Raw genomic sequence first — 17,455 nt, forward strand, 5'->3', positions numbered from 1 at the left:
CCACCCATCATTTTTAAGGTTAATCCGCTTGCAAAACATCATATACGTACATATATATCAAAAATAATAATTGGTACGTATATGTCGAGTATAGCTGATTTGATATAATATTACAATAATTTATATTATTAAAATAAATTTTGCAAAAAAAGGAAAGCAAGCTCCTCCTTACTCTCCTTTTTAACGGTTATTTCATATCTCGAATTTTATCAGCTGCTTGCTTCAATGCTTCTTCAGGCGATTGGGCTTGTTGTCTAAGTACGTTTTCAGCTATAGTCGTATTATATTCTGTAGAAACATCTGGTGTATATTCTGTAATGTTTAACTCATTAATTTCATCTTTCAAATCAAGGAGTGTATCAAAGATTCCTGTTCCAAAATAGTGGTAATACTTGTTATCTTGTCTTACTGCTTCACTTTCCCATACATTCCATCGAGGAGGATCAAAACCTAAAACAGTCCAAAGATTCTTATTTCCTTCTTCAGATAGCTTTGTAAAAGCGAGAAACTCTTTAGCCAATTCCGCTTCTTCTGTTTGGTTTGTTACAACTGTCCCAGTACCTCCCATACCAGCAGATCGATTTCCTCCATCTTCCCATGCAGGCATTGGTCTAATTGCAATCTTACCTTCTAGATCAGGCATATTATCGATAAATCTACCCATATACCATAATGGAGCAAGAATGGAAGCAGCGCCTCCATCGTTCATATAACCATAAAATTCTTCCGATTGATTCATAGCACCTGGAGTTAATTCCGCAATATTTTCTTCATAAATAATATCATGTAAGAATTGAAGTGTTTTACTATTTGTTTCATTGTCGAGTATTACCTCTCCGTCCTCATTAAAAAAATCAGAGTTCTGCTGGGAAATCATCGGCCAAAAGTCCATTAAAAAATCTCCAGTCCCAACATTCCACATTACAGAGTCGGTATTCTCTACCACCTTCTTGCCAGCTTCTACAAAATCATCCCAGGTCTTAATCTCGTCAATGTCCACACCAGCTTGATCCATAATTTCAGTATTATAGTACATCACAGTTGCTCCAACATGGGTAGGTATCCCATAATAATTTCCATCTTTTGCATATAGTTCAAAACGTGACGTTACAGACTCTTCTAAGACTGGTTCAACATATTCATTCATTGGCTCTAACTGTGGCTCTCCTTGAAGATAATTTGCATATCGACTAAGTTCAATATCAGCAATATCGGGAGCACCTTTCCCTGACTGTAAAGCAAGCAGTAAATTATTATGCATTTGGTCATATGGGTAAGTCTCGGCTGTCAACTTAATTGGACGATCAGGGTTTTCTTCGTTCCACCTGTTAGCTGCATCTCTAAATAAATCAACATGTTGCCCTACAAACGTCCAATAAGTTAATTCTGTAGCCCCTTCAATATCATCCCCAATTATTTCCGTTTCTTCTGCTTCGCTACTAGCGGATTCTCCACTTCCACTACATGCTGTGAGTAGTGCCATCACTGCAAAAATTAACAAATAAAATAGCTTTTTCACAAATATTCCCCCTTTTGTTTTAAAGCGCTTTCAAATAATAGCAACATATTGCCTAGCAATTTCATCCAGCCTCCTTTATAAATGATAAAGATGTCAATTTTGACAGCGCATTCATTTCACTTAACATATTGTACGAACATGTTTGGATATTGCTATAGCGGTATTAACTTGGGTACTATTTTAATAATTATTAAAATAGTACCACCTTTCTAAAAACTAGTCAATAAGTGAATGATTAAAACTTAAAAACTTATACGTACAATACAAATTTTGAATTATCCAATTGCACAAAAATAGGTTATCAACGCCATTTGATAACCCGTAGTATACATTCGTCCTTATATTACCTCCACTTTAGCTACGGCTTCTTGCTTTCCTTTTAAAACATCACCAGGAACCCCAAAGTATGGTGTCCCATCTGACTTCCATAATAACGGTTGAACGCGAGCATGCCGATTATGATCATATAAGGGATTACCACTTATTTGTTTATATGGCCTAGCATGATAAACCAGCAAATCATCACCTGTTTCATCGGTGGTGAAGCTATTGTGACCTGGGCCATATTGTTTTTGTTTCTTATTAGAAATAAATACTGGTTTGGCAGTTTTGGTCCAAGCTTTTTCGTCTAATAGATTGCTAGTTTCATCAGCGGTAAGAAGTCCTATCGCATAGCGGTCATCGGTTGCACTGGCAGAATATGCAATAAAAATACGACCATTTCTTTTTAGCACAGCTGGCCCTTCGTTTACCTCAAATCCAGCTTGTTCCCATGAATAATCCGGTGTTGCTAGTAAAACTTGTTCCCCTGTGATTGTCCATGGATTCTCCATTTTAGCTATGTATAAATTAGATATGGTATCGTTATTCACTTTTTGTGCCCATACGAGATATCTAATTCCTTGGTGCTCGAACGTGGTTGCATCTAAGGAAAAACTTTGAAACTCCGTATTTATTTGCCCCTTTTCAACCCATTTTCCTTCTAGCGGGTTAGTTGACGTATTTTCTAGCACATAAGGACGTATGGCCCAAACATCATCTTTATCACCTGCCGCAAAATAGATATACCATCTTCCATTGATATAATGAATCTCAGGAGCCCAGATATGCTCTGACATGATACCGCTTTGATGCTTTTCCCAGACGGTTGCTTCTTTCACTTTAGGCAAATCTTCTATTTTCTTCGCCCTGCGTAGGACGATACGGTCATACAAAGGATGTGATCCAGTAAAATAATAATATCCATCATGGTTTAAATAAATATAGGGATCTGCACGTTGCTCGATAAGTGGTCTTGGATATTGCTTATAGCTTAGTTTTCCTTTTACTTCAAATTCGCCTTTCTGTTGATATTTCCATGTATCTACATGTTCCCAATCTACCTTTATTTCTACCACTTGTCCCTCGTCTAAGCTGACATTCACTTTTGGTGGTAGTTCAGGTTTATTACCTACAGTCGAGGATAGACGTACGGGATGAATATCTTTTACTATCATTTATTCTACCTCCTATTCATCATGATACCGCTTTCTAATTATTTTAAAAAAGCCATCTTATTAAAAACAAGACGGCCAAGTATTAAGATGTTATTTCAATGGATTGTAATTCTTTTGTGGACCCTCTTAATATAAGTTTTGGCTCATAAATAATGGACTCTACTTGGCTGGAAGCATTCCCTTTCACCATTTCTTTCCCTTTAATTAGCTCAAGAATGGTGTCGGCTGCAGCTTTTCCCATTTCGCTTTTTGGATGAGCGACAGAAGTTAACTTTACTTCCGATACCTCTGTTAAGAAGGAGTCATCATAACCAACCACGGATAAATTAGTAGGTACTTTCAGACCTTTACTTCGCAATACATTCAACACATTAATGGCCAATTCATCGTTATAACATACCAAACCCGTTATATCTGCCGTTGCCGTTAGCAAATTTTCCAATTCAGTACCAGGCTTCGTATGCTTTTCTTCCGTATTATAGGTAATAATATTTTTAGGGTTTAACGGGATGCCATATTTACGGTGCGCCTTTAAAAATCCCTTCATCCGTTTCGTACCTTGCGTATCATCTGTCTTAAATAACCCAGCAATTTCTGTATGCCCTAATTGGATTAAGTGTTCCGTTTGTAAATAGCCGCCCCTTTCATCATCCATAACTAAACGGGTTGGCTCCAGCTCGTCATAATATGCATTAATCATAATATATGGAATGCCCAAACGCTCAAGATTAAGGTAATAATTAATATTTGGATTTGAATACGCACTTCTAGTAGGCTCCACGATTACTCCATCAAATGATTGGGAAAGTATTTTTTCTAAAATATCTCGCTCTTTATGATGGTCGTTATTCGTACTAAAAATACTTACTTGATATCCTTCTTGACTCAGTCGTGATTCTGCACCTCGGATGATAGATGGAAAGATATAATCAGAAATATAAGTGGTTACAATTGCAATGTTTTTGGAATCCATTGCTTGTTTACCTTCCTCTGCTGTACTTCTATCCGCACAGAATGTACCAGATCCTTGTTCCCTATAAAGCCACCCTTTCGCTACTAGATCCCCGATAGCCAGCCTAACAGTGTGACGACTTACGCCAAACTGCTTCATAAGTTCACTTTCGGAGCTGATTTTTTGATGGGCTGTATAGGTTCCATCCATAATATTTGATTGAATTGCCCTTTTTACTTTATTGTACTTTGTTTCCATGAAACCACCTCAGCTTATTCGTATAAGCCAAGGATACCATAGATTAATTTTATTTCCTATTCCCTTAACTTTGTTCGAATAACATCTGTTCATTATGTAGCAGTATGCTTAATAAATCCTTTCTCAATCTACAACTAATAGGGATAACCACCCCCTGAAATTGGTACGTATAAACTTTTTTATATCTTTATCTTATTATAAGTTGTACGTATGATCAATGAATGTTTTTAGAATTTCTTCTTCTCGAATAACATGTTAGTTATATTATTTCCAATTTTTACTCACAAAAAAAGCATGGCTTACAATACTCCATGCCCAATTACTTAACATATCTATTTATCATCTAGCTATAAATAACGCTGAACATGTAGATTTTGCTGATTCTAACCACGTTTTAGCCATTAACAAATTGCCTCTTGCATTCATATGGACACCATCAATTGTTAGATGATATCCATTTCGTTTTTGAATATAATCCAAAAACACTTGATGAGTCGGTACAATACTTGCATCATATTTATCACCAAGACGACGAACGATTTCTACATATTCTTTTAACTTTTGATTACCTGACGACTGTTCATCTTCTTCAATGATAGTAGGTTCCATTAAAACAATCTTTGATCCACATCCATCCTTTACCCGTTCAATAAGCTGTTCATAGATAGCAGCGAAATGCTTAGGAAAAACCTGTTCTATATTCGGTTGATCCAATTGTCGCCATACATCATTGATTCCAATCGAAATGGAAATAAGATCTGGAGATAGTTGCAGCACGTCTTCCTCCCATCTCGCTGCTAAATCGACAATACGATTACCACCAATTCCCTTATTTATGATTTCAAAGTTTCTATCCGAATAGGTTATACGTAAATAATCATGTATGAGGCGTACATAATTTACGCCAATCCTTTCAGGATCATCCTGTATTCCCCATTCGGTAATACTATCACCAATAAACAACAGCCGTTTTTTACCCACTGTTTGCCACCTCCAAATACCTAACCGGATCCTATCCCATATTTATTAACATCGATATTTTTCAATGATTATAATGATTTCTTTCACTAACCGATTGATTGCTTATCCCCTCAGTTCACCTTCGTACTTTGCTGCAAAACCAGGACGTCTTTTGCATCAATGCTACATTCTCCGGTAAACGTACTTCCAGATAATAAATCAACTGCCTGGATCTCTCCTAAATCAAAGTAGGCAGGATGATTTTGGTGATTTAGTACAAACAAATAAGCCGTTTCCCCCATTTCACGCTTCGTCACTTCAACCCCAGGTTTTGTTTTCACTAATGGGGTAATTGCTTTTTCTGCACATATATTCTTTAGAAATCCTGATAAAAATTCTTTATCCGGACTAGAAGCAATATAAAAAGCTTCTCCATTACCATAGTGATTTTTAGTAACCACTGGCATTCCCCGATAAAAATCAGAGCCGTAGCTAGCGAGAACTTCCGCTCCTTCTGTATGCAACAAATCAAACAATAGATTGCACGTATAGGATCCTTCTAGTTTTCCCCACGACTTCTTCATTACAATTTGATTTTTTTGATTTGGCGGTAATGCATCAATTTCTTCTACCCAAATTCCAAGTAAATTGCGAAGTTGGCCAGGATACCCCCCCAGAGTGACTAAATCATTCTCATTAACAATTCCACTAAAAAACGTCGTAATAAACGTTCCACCGTGTTCTACAAATTCTTCCACTTTTGTCGCATATCCCTCTTTAATCATATACAATACCGGTGCAATGACGACATCGTAGTTTTCTAGATTCTCATCGGTGCCAATTAAATCTATAGGAATATTGTTGTCATAGAACACTTCATAATATTTATGCACTTCTGTTACATAATCTAATGCAACAGACGGTCCACTTGATAAGTGAACACCCCAACGATTCTCCCAATCAAATACAATAGCCACTTTGGCGGTTACTCGTGATCCAATAATTCGATTATCTAACTTCATTAGTTCATTTCCAAGCTTAGATGTTTCCTTAAACACACGCGTATGTTCATGACCAACATGTTCAATTACTGCCCCGTGAAATTTTTCAGTAGCGCCAACAGACCTACGTAATTGGAAGAACAAGACGGAATCTGCTCCGTGAGCTACTGCTTGATAGCTCCAAAGACGCATAACTCCTGGCCGCTTCAAACTATTATAAGGCTGCCAATTTTGCTGACTTGGTGTTTGTTCCATTAAGAGAAACGGTTGCCCACTTTTTAACCCACGCATCAAATCATGTGTCATTGCGGTCAGACTCTCCGGTGTATCTATGGAAGGATAATTATCCCATGATATAACATCCATTTCCTTTGCCCATGAGAAATAGTCCAACTCTTCATATAATCCCATCAAATTAGTCGTAATTGGTATCTGCTGATCATGTTTCCGAATGGCATCTCTTTCCAACTTATAGCACGTTAATAAACTATCAGATTGGAATCTTCGATAATCGAGTGAGATCCCTTGAAAATTTGTATTTCTACCACTCCCCCATTCTTCGCTTAAACCGTTCGGTAGGACAATTTCATCCCAATCATAAAACGTATGCCCCCAAAAATTTGTATTCCAAGCTTTATTTACAGCCTGTAATGAATCATACTTCCTTTTTAACCATTGCCGAAAAGCGGTTGTGCAGTTATCACAATAACAATAGCCACCATATTCATTGGAAACATGCCAAAGTACCAATGCAGGATGATTTTGGTACCGATTTGCCAGCTTTTCTGCCATTCTACTTGCGTACTTACGATAAGTTGGGCTGTTTGGACAAGAATTATGACGTCCCCCAAACTTCCTTTTCCTTCCATCAAAATCTGTCCTTAAAATATCCGTATATGTTTTTGCCATCCATGCAGGATGTGCACCTGTGCCAGTAGCAAGGCATACATAGACCCCATTTTTATATAACTTCTCCATCATTTCATCTAAAAACGTAAAATCATATGTATCTTCACCTCTCTGAACGATTGCCCAAGAAAACACATTGATTGTTGCTACATCTATTCCTGCAAGCTTAAACATTCGAATATCTTCATCCCAGGTTGCTTCATCCCATTGTTCTGGATTGTAATCCCCGCCATACCAAATTTTTTGTAATTTGTTGTGAACCATATCGATATCTTCATCCTCCCATCTCAGAAACTACTTCGTAAAGATTTCCTAGCTTTCCTGCAGCTTTATGATATTACATGCAGTCTCTCTATTTCTCGTTATCTATCCAAAGTTTTACCACACTTTATATTGTTCTTCACGTATACTAACACATAAATTCAGTTAAATAAATAAATTCTGAAAATAAATAGGAGTTATAAAAGTCTATGTAGACAACGATAACTCCTGTTCATTTGAATTATTTTATTCGTTTAACGATACGACAATTTCGACTTACTTTACGAATGTAAAGGTGTCTTCCAATCCTTCTTTACTATTCGGGCCAACAAAGACAATAAACTCACCTACATCACTACGATAAGATAGGTCTGCATGATGGTAGCGTAAGTCTTCTTCGGTAATGGAAAAAGTCAATGTTTTTGACTCACCTGGAGTTAAGTATACACTTTCAAACCTTTTCAGCTCCTTCTTCGGTCGCACCACCTGTCCCACCTTATCTTGAATATACAGCTGAACGATTTCCTCACCAGCTACTTGCCCAGTATTGGTAACTGTAACATTGATTACTAATTTTTCTCCTGCTTGTAATTGTGTGGACGATAACTGTAACCCTCCATACGAATAAGTGGTATAACTCAGACCATAACCAAACGGATAGCGAGGTTCATTTGGAATATCTAAATACTGCGATACATATCTGATTTGCGCATCCGGAGCATCTTTCGGACGACCTGTATGATAATGATTATAATAAACCGGTATTTGTCCAACAGAATATGGAAAGGACATGGTTAATTTTCCAGAAGGATTGGTATCCCCGTATAACAATGATGCAATAGCCGCTCCCCCTTCTGAGCCAGGATACCAAGCCTCTAAGATCGCATCCGATTTTTCAACCAATCCAGCTACATCTAACGGACGTCCATTAAACAGGACGGATACAATTGGCTTACCTAACTCCCTGATTCTATCAATTAATTCAAGTTGTATTGCAGGTAATTTGATATTTGAGCGAGAACCAGCCTCACCACTCATCTCGGAAGCTTCTCCTAGAGCTAACACGATTACATCGGCTTCTCTTGCTTTTTCCATCGCTGCTTCTAAATCTGCTTTCTTTCCTGATTCAACCCCCATCCCCTTGGCAACTAACAATTGATCAGGTTGGATCTTTTGCAGCATCCCATCCTTCACTGTAATGGCATCTTCTTTATCACCTACAAAAGACCATGGGCCCAAGATATCATTACTGTCTGCAAATGGACCAATAAGTGCTATCTTCTGTTCCCTTTTCAAGGGTAATACGGCTTCATTTTTTAGTAATACACACGATTTTCCCGCTAGTTCTTCGGCAGTTTGCAAATGTTCTTGACAACGTAGCACCTCTTGTTCCCGCTTCTCATCTGCACCTCGGTAAGGATCTACAAACAACCCTAGCTTTTCTTTTAATTCTAGGATACGAATAACCGCTTCATCCAATAACCTCGCATCTATTTCCCCATTTTCAATTAATAGTTGGATATGATTTACAAACGTGGTAGTCATCATTTCAATGTCGACCCCTGCTTCCAGAGCCAACTTAGCTGCCTCTTGTTCACCGACGGCAACTCCATGAGGAATTAGTTCTTTAACAGCTCCCCAATCAGAAATGAGTACTCCATTAAATCCCCATTCATCTCGTAACAAATCTCGCATTAATCTTTTATTTCCTGTTGCTGGAATCCCATCCACCGTATTAAATGCTGTCATAACCATTTCACAGCCTGCCTCCAGAGCTGCTTGATATGCTGGCAAATACGATTCTCGTAATTCCCTTTCCGACATGTTAACCGTATTATAATCTCTACCACCCTCTGGCGCTCCATAAGCAGCAAAGTGTTTAACACACGATGCTACACTTTCCTTATTTGTAGTTAAATCATCTCCTTGAAATCCGTTAACCTGTGCTTTAGCAAAAATACCATTTAAGTATGGATCTTCTCCAGTTGATTCCATTACTCTTCCCCATCTTGGATCACGAACAAGATCTACCATCGGGGCAAATGTAACATGAATCCCCGAAACAGCCGCTTCTTTTGCAGCAATTGCTGCACTCTTTTCCACTAATGTAACATCCCAGGAACATCCTATCGCTAGCGGTACTGGGAATATCGTCCGATATCCATGTACAACATCTGACATGAACAAAAGTGGTATTCCAAGACGGCTCTCTTCTAAATGTTGTTGCTGTATCTGTTTTATTTCCTTTGCTCCCCATGCCCCAAGTACAGATCCAGTATTTGTTATCATCTGTTCGGAAATATTCATTCGCTCCATCGGGCCAGTTATTTTCCCACGATCAGATGCCCCCTTAAAAAAAGGAGTAGCCAGCTGCATGAGTTGCCCGACTTTTTCTTCCATTGTCATACGTTTCAATAATTCCCCTACATCTATCATTGCCATGGTTGTTCCTCCTCCGCGTCTAGTGAAAATAGTGAAAAGAAAAATAATTCTTGCAATCGTTTTCAAAGACAACTATAATCGATTTGTAGAAACGTTTCAATAAAATTTTGTATTTATCTCATAAAATAATCTACTGGACAACTAGATATAACACTTTATTGAGTGCCTTTTTCACTCGTTTTATTGAAACCGATTTCAACTTTAGTAGAAACGTTTCAATAATTTATTCATAGATGTGAGGGGGGAGGAAAAAACTTAGCAGCATGTCATAATAAATTGGAAACCACGATAGGAAAGGATGTTTGCAAAATGAAGATAAAGACTAGAAAAAGTATTCACTTATTCTGTTTACTAGTTCTTATCGTTTTCATAAGTGCCTGTTCCTCAAGCAGTAAATCAAGTGGTGCAGCCGATGAAAATACGATTACTGTGTGGACAATGACAAAAGGTTTAGATGAATTTGTAACAGAATTCGAAGAGGAGTCTGGAGTGAGCGTTGAAGTCCAAGCAATTCCATGGGAAAACGCCCACGATAAATTATTAACTGCCGTTGCTTCTGGAAAGGGTCCAGATGTGCTGCAAATCGGGACAACTTGGGTAGCGGAATTTGCTGAGGCGGGAACGTTCTTAGATTTGAGTGACTATATCACCCATTATGACAACCTAAGCGCTGATAACTTCTATGAATCTGCTGTGGAAACGACCAAATTTGAAAAACAAACGATAGGAATCCCTTGGTATGTGGATACCCGAGCATTGTTTTACCGTACAGATATTTTAGGTGATTTAGGTTACCCAAACGGACCATCAACATGGGAAGATATGATTGAGGCTTCTAGACAATTAGCAGATCGTGGTGATGATCAATATGCAATTGATTTGCCTGCTACTGATCCACAATTTCCTTTTGTACTGGCTTGGCAATTCGGGTGGAATTATGAGGTTGGCGAAGGCGCAGCAAACTTTGATCATGCAAACTTTGAAGAAGCGATGAAATTACATCACTTATTCTATGATGAGGGGTTATCTCAAACAGGAGAAGGTAAGGAATTTTTTCAAGCTTTCGAAGACGGCTCTAAACCAATGTTCATTAGTGGTCCATGGGATATCAAAACGATTAAAGACAGAGCTCCTGATATTGAACGAAAATGGGATGTTCGCCTCATGCCAAAAGCAGAAAATAATAAATCAATGATGGGAGGCGCTCATTGGACCGTCTTTCATAATTCAGATAAAGTCGATCAAGCATTAGATTTTATTAATTGGATGGCAGATCCCGAAACCCAAGTAAAATGGTATGAAGCAAATAGTGAATTGCCAGCAAATACTGTTGCTTGGGAAGATCCAATTCTAGCTGACGACCCGATGGTAAGTACTTTCGGTGAACAACTAGAAGCAACCCAACCATTGCCATTAATCCCTGAATACGAACGACTCGGACAAGAATTGTTAAATACATTAGAACAAATTAATCGTGGTGGCGCCGATATCGATAAGTCTCTAGAAGCTTACCGAAATGAAGTATCACGAATATTAGGCGAGTAATAATTACAAAAAGCGGAGTAGGTATGAAGCTAATAGCTATGCTTTATACTTTTCTCCCCTTTCTTTTTAAGTAATGAGGGGTGAATGGAAGTGAATCGTTTTAAAGCAAAAATAACACCTTACTTATTTATTGGACCTGCTGTCATTCTATTACTTATCTTTTCTTTTTTACCAATCTTAGTTTCGCTTGCAATTAGCTTTACCGATATGAATTTAAGTGGGTTAGCGAATTGGTCACAAATCAATTTTATCGGCTTTGATAACTTCATTACATTATTTAAAGATGAAGTTTTTCTTAAATCCATGCGTAACACTTTTTTTTATGTCATTATCGGTGTCCCAGCTGCAGTAATTAGTTCGTTTGTGATTGCATTGCTATTAAAGTTCGTAAGCGATTGGATGTCTTCTGCTTTTCGTGTTGTTTATTATCTGCCATCAGTTACAAATATTGTTGCAATCGCTGTCGTATGGGGATTCTTGTACAATCAGGAGTACGGATTATTCAATTACTTACTTTCTTTATTTGAAATCAACGCGATTCCGTGGTTGGAAGATCCGCTAATAGCAAAGCTTTCGTTGATATTACTAACTGTATGGAAGAGCAACGGTGTAAGTATGCTTATCTTTTTGGCAGCATTACAATCCATACCAAAGATGTATTATGAGGCTGCAGATATTGATGGCGCCAATCGTTGGCAAAAATTATGCAGAATCACCTTACCTTCCATGCGTTTTGCCACCTTCTTTGTAACCGTAACAACGGTTATTGGTTGGTTACAATTCTTCGAAGAACCATTTGTTATGACCGAAGGCGGACCATTAAATGGAACCAATTCCATGGCTTTGTTTATTTACCAGGAAGGATTCCAATACAGTGAATTCGGCTATGGCGCTGCAGCATCGTTTATTCTTTTTATTATCATTATTCTTGCAACAGTTGTGCAATTTATACTACGCAAATCGGATGAAAATTAAGGCGGGATAGTTATGGAATTGAAGAATCGATTTGAGCGATCCATCGTAAATACACTATTGTTTATGGGTGGGTTACTTGTCTCCCTCCCTTTTGTTTGGATGATCCTTAGCTCATTTAAGAATGAACGTGAGGTATTAAGCATACCTCCTACATTATTTCCTAATGAGCCGACATTTGAACATTATATCAATCTTTTCCAGAATTTGAACTTTGATATTTATTTAGTTAATACCTTCATTATCGTATTTTTTTCAATGGTTGGATTATTGTTAAATACCATGGCTGGCTATGGATTTGGCAAATTTCAATTTCGAGGAAAAGAAATATGGTTTGCCACCGTTCTATTAACAATGATGATTCCTGGGCAAGTTACGATGATTCCAACGTACTTAATTCTGAATGAAGCAGGATTAACCAACTCAATGGCGGGGATTGTATTACCAGGATTGATCGCGGCATTTAACATATTTTTAATACGACAATTTATGGTTACGATACCGGATGACTTGATTGAAGCAGCCCGTTTAGATGGTGCTGGAGAATTTTATATCTTTTTTAAATTAATCATTCCATTAGCGAAACCCATTCTCGCTGTACAAATCATTTTAACATTTATCGGTGCATGGAATAGCTTCCTATGGCCATTAATTATTGCGAATGATGAATCATTATACACCCTTTCTGTTGGACTAGCCCTTCTTCAAGATCAAAATGTTACGAATTATGGGTTACAGATGGCTGGGTCTACCTTTATGGTTGTCCCAGTACTAATTATCTTTATTATCTTTCAAAAACATATTGTCGAAGGTTTTAATGTTTCAGGAATTAAATAAAGAAAGGAGATTTGTATATGGCGTTAATCCAGTGCGAATTTGCATCTGAGATTCTTTCAAAAAGTGTTTCTATGACTGCTATTCTACCGCAAGAAACGCTTGTAAATGCAGATTCTAGTTATCGATTACCAACACTTTATTTGCTGCATGGATTTAGTGATAACCACACTACCTGGTCGAGAAACACAGCAATTGAGCAACTTGTTTCTGATAAAGAACTCGCTGTCATTATGCCGAGTGTCGATAATAGTTACTATACAGACATGGTTTATGGAGGTAAATATTGGACGTTTCTTACACAAGAGTTACCCAAAATTTCACATGCATTCTTTCCACTGTCTTCAGATCGGGAAGCTAATTTCGTTGCTGGTCACTCCATGGGAGGATTCGGCGCGCTAAAATGGGCATTAAACTGCCCAGAACAATTCAGTGCAGTAGCAAGCTTATCCGGCGTAACAGACATGGTCACCCATCTTGATCGGATACGCAAAGCATCAGGAGATAAACTAACCTATCTTTCCCTTGTCTTCGGGGAATCGAATATACACGAAACAGCAAATGATCTGTTGTGGAAAGTAGAACAACTTGCAATTGAAACAAGAAAACTCCCTAAAATTTATCAAGCTTGTGGGTATAGTGATTTTCTTTATGATCTAAATCAACGATTTTATCAATTATGTAAGCAGACTAGTCTAGATTTAACAACTGATTTCGGGCCAGGAGATCATACATGGGAATATTGGGGAAAAAAGATAAGCGATATCCTTGATTGGCTTCCAGTTAGAAATAGACACTGAGAGGAATTGCTGATGGATAACCATAAACCTATGATACGATAGGTACAATTATAATTCCCAAAATTTTGGAGGAACGAATATGGCAACAATTAAAGATGTAGCAAAACTAGCTGGAGTTGCAATTTCTACTGCTTCTTATGCGCTTAATAACAGTGACCGTATCTCTGCTGCTACGAAACAAAAAGTGGAAGCGGCAGCTAAAACATTAAATTATAAGAAAAATGGGTTTGCATCCGATCTAAAGCGAACAAAAACAAATACCATCGCCTTAATTCTAAGCGATTTATCTGGACCCTTTTACTCTGAGCTAATCAAAGGTGTACAAGATGTAACAAGTGCTAATAATTATGACTTGATTGCCTGCAACTCAATTGGCGGAGCTCAATCCACAGCCGTCAAATTCTTAACTGAAAAACGTGTAGATGGAGCTATTATACTGGCTCATAACATTACCGATGAACTAACAATCGAAAGTGCGACGTACGGAACCCCCCTTGTCTTACTGGACCGTTACTTAGATGATAACCATGTGTACCATGTAGAGGTTGATAACATTCAAGGTGGATATCGTGCTACAGAGTACCTCATTACCCATGGACATACAGAAATAGCGTATATTAGCGGTCCTGCAGCATCAAATGATAATATCTTACGCTATCAAGGATATCAAAATGCCTTAATGGACTATCATTTGCATTTACATTCCAGATGGCATATTCAAGGGGACTTTACACGTGAAGGCGGCTATCGAGCAACTAAATTGCTAATTGCTCAAAAGAAGCTACCTCATGCTATCTTCTACGCAAATGATGAAATGGCTGTTGGTGGACTTCACGCATTCAAAGAAAATAATATTCGAATCCCTGAAGATCTATCCATTATTGGTTATGACGATATTCAACTGTCTGAATATGTTCAACCTCCATTAACCACTATTAAGCAACCAAAATACGAAGTTGGTGCATTAGCAGCTCATTTAGTATTCCAGATACTGAACGGTGAAAAAATCGACCACCACTACAAACTATCGACCGAATTAATTGAACGTGCATCTGTCCAACCTAGAAAGTCTTAATAGATAGCGTTTACACATTTATTTCTTATCCAAAGGAGGAATGAATATGGATACCAAGCAACCAAATATTTTATTTATTATGAGTGATGACCATGCTGCCCAAGCAATAAGTTCATATAATCATACCCCACTTGTAGAAACGCCAAATATTGATAGAATTGCAAATGAAGGCATGCGCTTTGATCACGTTTATTGCACCAATTCATTATGTGCACCGAGTAGAGCTACGATCCTTACTGGCAATTATAGTCATGAAAATGGTGTGAGAGGGTTGTCCGAGCATTTTGACGGAAGGCAGCAAACCTTCCCTAAACTACTTCAGGAAAACGGATACGATACTGCAATTATTGGTAAATGGCATCTTGGACATGGTGGAAATAGTGATCCAACTGGATTTAATTATTGGAATATTTTCCCTGACCAAGGGGATTATTATGATCCTGTCATGATTGAAATGGGTGAGGAAAAAAAAGTAAAGGGTTATGCAACGGATATCGTTACGGATCTATCCATTGATTGGCTTGAAAACAAAAATAGGAAACAGCCCTTTATGATGATGGTACACCATAAAGCGCCCCACCGTCCTTGGCAACCACCGGAAAAATATAAGCAGCTATTTGAAGACAAAGCGGTGCATTTCCCTGATACATTTAATGATACGTATGCTGATCGAGCCAATGCAGCGAAAATTGCAGACATGCGTATTGAAGATTTAAAAGAAGAGGATGTTAAAGGGGTGCCGCCAGCAGGGCTTTCTAAGCAAGAAATGAAGCAGTGGAAATACCAGCGTTATATAAAGGACTATTTACGTTGTGTGGTATCTATTGATGACAATGTTGGTAAGTTACTAGATTACCTAGATAAGAATGGCCTAGCCGAAGACACGATTGTTATCTACACATCCGATCAGGGCTTTTTCTTAGGAGAGCATGGTTGGTATGATAAACGATTTATGTATGAAGAATCACTACGAATGCCTTATGTAATGCGGTACCCTAAAGAGATCAAAGCAAATAGTGTATCTACGGATTTTATTATTAATAATGACTTCGCACCAACGTTTCTTGATTATTGCCAAGTACCAGCTAAAGAAAGCATGCAAGGAGAAAGCTTCAGAGTAATAGCAAAAGGAGATAAACCTAAGCTATGGCGTGATGCTGTATATTATCGTTATTGGGAGCATTTAACCATCCATCAAGTTACGGCCCATTATGGTGTACGAACAGAACGTTATAAGTTGATTTATTACTATGGAGATCCATTGGACGTAATTGGGGCTGTGAATAAACCAATGGAACCAGAATGGGAACTATTCGATTTAGAAAAGGACCCTATGGAGTTAAAGAATGAATACCACAATCCAGCATACGCTCCTGTTATTACGGAGCTTAAAAACAAACTAACCCAGCTGAGGGTACAGTATAATGAAACCATATAAGGGGGAAGGTTGATGAGAAAATGAATCAGAAACAACATCAAACAAAGCATTGTTGTACAGCTTCACGAAGTACATTCCAAGACAGCCAAACGAAGAAACAGCAAGTATTTGCGAGATCGGAGAATACAACAACCGATATGGTAGTTGTGCCCGGTGGAACATTTTTAATGGGTACAGAAAATCAAGCTGGATTTCCAGAAGACGGCGAAGGACCGATTAGATCCATCGAAGTAGCCCCCTTTTTGATTGATCCTTGTACAGTAACAAATGGATCGTTTCAACAATTTATTGCATCTACAGGTTATCGCACCGAAGCCGAGCAATATGGATGGTCATTTGTTTTCTATCAATTGATTAGTAAACAGACCAGAAAAAAGGTAACGCAACATGTTCCACAGACCCCTTGGTGGTGGGTAGTGGAAGGAGCAGATTGGAGACATCCAGAAGGGCCTGATTCAAACATAAATGGAAGAATGGATCATCCTGTGATTCATATATCTTGGAACGATGCAATGACTTACTGTAAATGGGCTGGAAAACGACTACCTACTGAAGCCGAATGGGAATTCGCTGCACGTGGAGGTCTTGAGCAAAAAATATACCCTTGGGGAAATGAATTAACACCAAACGGCGTCCATCAATGTAACATTTGGCAAGGAACATTCCCTACTCAAAACACACAAGAGGATGGTTATTTTGGCACTGCCCCCGTAACAACATATCCCCCTAATAACTTCGGCCTATATAATGTTTCTGGCAACGTTTGGGAATGGTGTGCAGACTGGTTTACGGCAGACAATAACCTTCAAGCTGAATCAGTTCATCCAAAAGGACCAAATAGCTGCTCAAGTAAAGTAATGCGTGGTGGTTCGTATTTATGTCATCACAGTTATTGTAATCGGTATCGAGTTGCTGCAAGGTCAGCAAATACACCTGATAGCTCAACTGGAAATCTCGGATTTCGTTGTGTAAAGGATCTTTCATCCAACTAAT

At 38.2% G+C, this 17,455-nt stretch carries 13 protein-coding genes; 7 read left to right on the forward strand and 6 right to left on the reverse strand.

The window, feature by feature from the left end; genetic code table 11:
* Positions 1-187: 187 nt before the first annotated feature.
* The 6 genes from JKP73_RS04175 to bglX all read right to left on the reverse strand — a co-directional run bounded on the left by JKP73_RS04175 (position 188) and on the right by bglX (position 9,798).
* Positions 188-1,519: an ABC transporter substrate-binding protein gene (locus JKP73_RS04175; RefSeq protein ID WP_021289701.1), complete on the reverse strand. Its 1,332-nt coding sequence runs from the start codon at positions 1,517-1,519 to the stop codon at positions 188-190.
* Between the two features lie 338 nt (positions 1,520-1,857).
* Positions 1,858-3,015, reverse strand: a complete 1,158-nt coding sequence (locus JKP73_RS04180; protein WP_200410944.1) for a family 43 glycosylhydrolase — start codon at positions 3,013-3,015, stop codon at positions 1,858-1,860.
* A gap of 82 nt (positions 3,016-3,097) precedes the next feature.
* Positions 3,098-4,225, reverse strand: coding sequence for a GntR family transcriptional regulator (locus JKP73_RS04185; RefSeq protein ID WP_200410945.1), 1,128 nt, complete (start codon positions 4,223-4,225; stop codon positions 3,098-3,100).
* A 339-nt stretch (positions 4,226-4,564) separates the two neighbouring features.
* Positions 4,565-5,206 (reverse strand): SGNH/GDSL hydrolase family protein, encoded by a 642-nt coding sequence (locus JKP73_RS04190; RefSeq protein ID WP_021289704.1) that lies wholly within the window; start codon positions 5,204-5,206, stop codon positions 4,565-4,567.
* Between the two features lie 110 nt (positions 5,207-5,316).
* Positions 5,317-7,359, reverse strand: coding sequence for a beta-galactosidase (locus JKP73_RS04195; protein ID WP_021289705.1), 2,043 nt, complete (start codon positions 7,357-7,359; stop codon positions 5,317-5,319).
* 273 nt (positions 7,360-7,632) lie between these two features.
* The gene (gene bglX, locus JKP73_RS04200) at positions 7,633-9,798 is read right to left on the reverse strand and encodes a beta-glucosidase BglX (protein WP_234447053.1); all 2,166 of its coding nucleotides are present in this window, start codon (positions 9,796-9,798) and stop codon (positions 7,633-7,635) included.
* Positions 9,799-10,107: 309 nt separating this feature from the next.
* Here bglX and JKP73_RS04205 point away from each other — a divergent pair, with 309 nt between their 5' ends.
* The 7 genes from JKP73_RS04205 to JKP73_RS04235 all read left to right on the forward strand — a co-directional run bounded on the left by JKP73_RS04205 (position 10,108) and on the right by JKP73_RS04235 (position 17,454).
* The gene (locus JKP73_RS04205; protein WP_200410946.1) at positions 10,108-11,343 is read left to right on the forward strand and encodes an extracellular solute-binding protein; all 1,236 of its coding nucleotides are present in this window, start codon (positions 10,108-10,110) and stop codon (positions 11,341-11,343) included.
* Between the two features lie 90 nt (positions 11,344-11,433).
* The gene (locus tag JKP73_RS04210) at positions 11,434-12,318 is read left to right on the forward strand and encodes a carbohydrate ABC transporter permease (RefSeq protein ID WP_160806792.1); all 885 of its coding nucleotides are present in this window, start codon (positions 11,434-11,436) and stop codon (positions 12,316-12,318) included.
* A gap of 12 nt (positions 12,319-12,330) precedes the next feature.
* A complete protein-coding gene (locus JKP73_RS04215; protein ID WP_021289709.1) occupies positions 12,331-13,152 on the forward strand; it encodes a carbohydrate ABC transporter permease in 822 nt (273 codons plus the stop codon).
* A gap of 17 nt (positions 13,153-13,169) precedes the next feature.
* On the forward strand, positions 13,170-13,949 hold the full coding sequence (locus JKP73_RS04220) for an alpha/beta hydrolase (RefSeq protein ID WP_021289710.1): 780 nt from the start codon (positions 13,170-13,172) through the stop codon (positions 13,947-13,949).
* 79 nt (positions 13,950-14,028) lie between these two features.
* Positions 14,029-15,024 carry a LacI family DNA-binding transcriptional regulator gene (locus JKP73_RS04225; protein ID WP_021289711.1) on the forward strand — a complete coding sequence of 332 codons (996 nt, stop codon included), beginning with the start codon at positions 14,029-14,031 and terminating at the stop codon, positions 15,022-15,024.
* A gap of 46 nt (positions 15,025-15,070) precedes the next feature.
* On the forward strand, positions 15,071-16,462 hold the full coding sequence (locus tag JKP73_RS04230) for a sulfatase family protein (protein WP_160806793.1): 1,392 nt from the start codon (positions 15,071-15,073) through the stop codon (positions 16,460-16,462).
* A gap of 20 nt (positions 16,463-16,482) precedes the next feature.
* On the forward strand, positions 16,483-17,454 hold the full coding sequence (locus JKP73_RS04235) for a formylglycine-generating enzyme family protein (protein ID WP_021289713.1): 972 nt from the start codon (positions 16,483-16,485) through the stop codon (positions 17,452-17,454).
* Position 17,455 lies beyond the last annotated feature (1 nt).

This window comes from Virgibacillus salexigens, assembly GCF_014905415.1.
Lineage (GTDB): Bacteria > Bacillota > Bacilli > Bacillales > Amphibacillaceae > Virgibacillus > Virgibacillus salexigens.